The sequence below is a fragment of the Corallococcus praedator genome, assembly GCF_003612125.1.
Lineage (GTDB): Bacteria > Myxococcota > Myxococcia > Myxococcales > Myxococcaceae > Corallococcus > Corallococcus praedator.
In genome coordinates this window covers 1-390 of the sequence record NZ_RAWI01001403.1, presented here as the reverse complement: position 1 = coordinate 390, position 390 = coordinate 1, and the positions used below count along the sequence as shown (strand labels likewise).

1 protein-coding gene is annotated in these 390 nt (G+C 71.0%); it reads left to right on the top strand.

Annotation, left to right across the window (positions count from 1 at the left end; genetic code table 11):
- The coding region (locus D7Y13_RS44650; RefSeq protein WP_147452790.1) for a CbtA family protein at positions 1–390 on the top strand (390 nt) is incomplete at both ends.

The following is a 390-nucleotide window of genomic DNA, read 5'->3' as shown; positions in this document are numbered from 1 at the left end:
GTCTACGCGGTGCCGTTCGTGATCTACCCGCCCAACCCGCCGGCGGTGGGCAGCGGCGACACCATCGGGCTGCGCACCGCGCTCTACTTCATCGTCCTGGCCATCTCGCTGATCACCGCCGTGACAGCGGTGCTGGTCGGGCGTCGGCTGAGCGGCCGGTTCGGCGGCTGGCACGCCGGTCTCGTCGTCGGCGCCGGCTACCTGGTCGTGATGGTGGTGGTGATGGCCCTGCTGCCGCACTACGACGAGGTGCCGGCCACGTTCCCGGCGTCGGTGCTGTACGACTTCCGCCGGGCCAGCTTCTTGACCCAGCTCACCTTGTGGGCGGTGCTCGGGTTGACCCTCGCCGAGCTCGTGGGTCGCCTGTCACGGACGGCTGCGCCGGAGGCC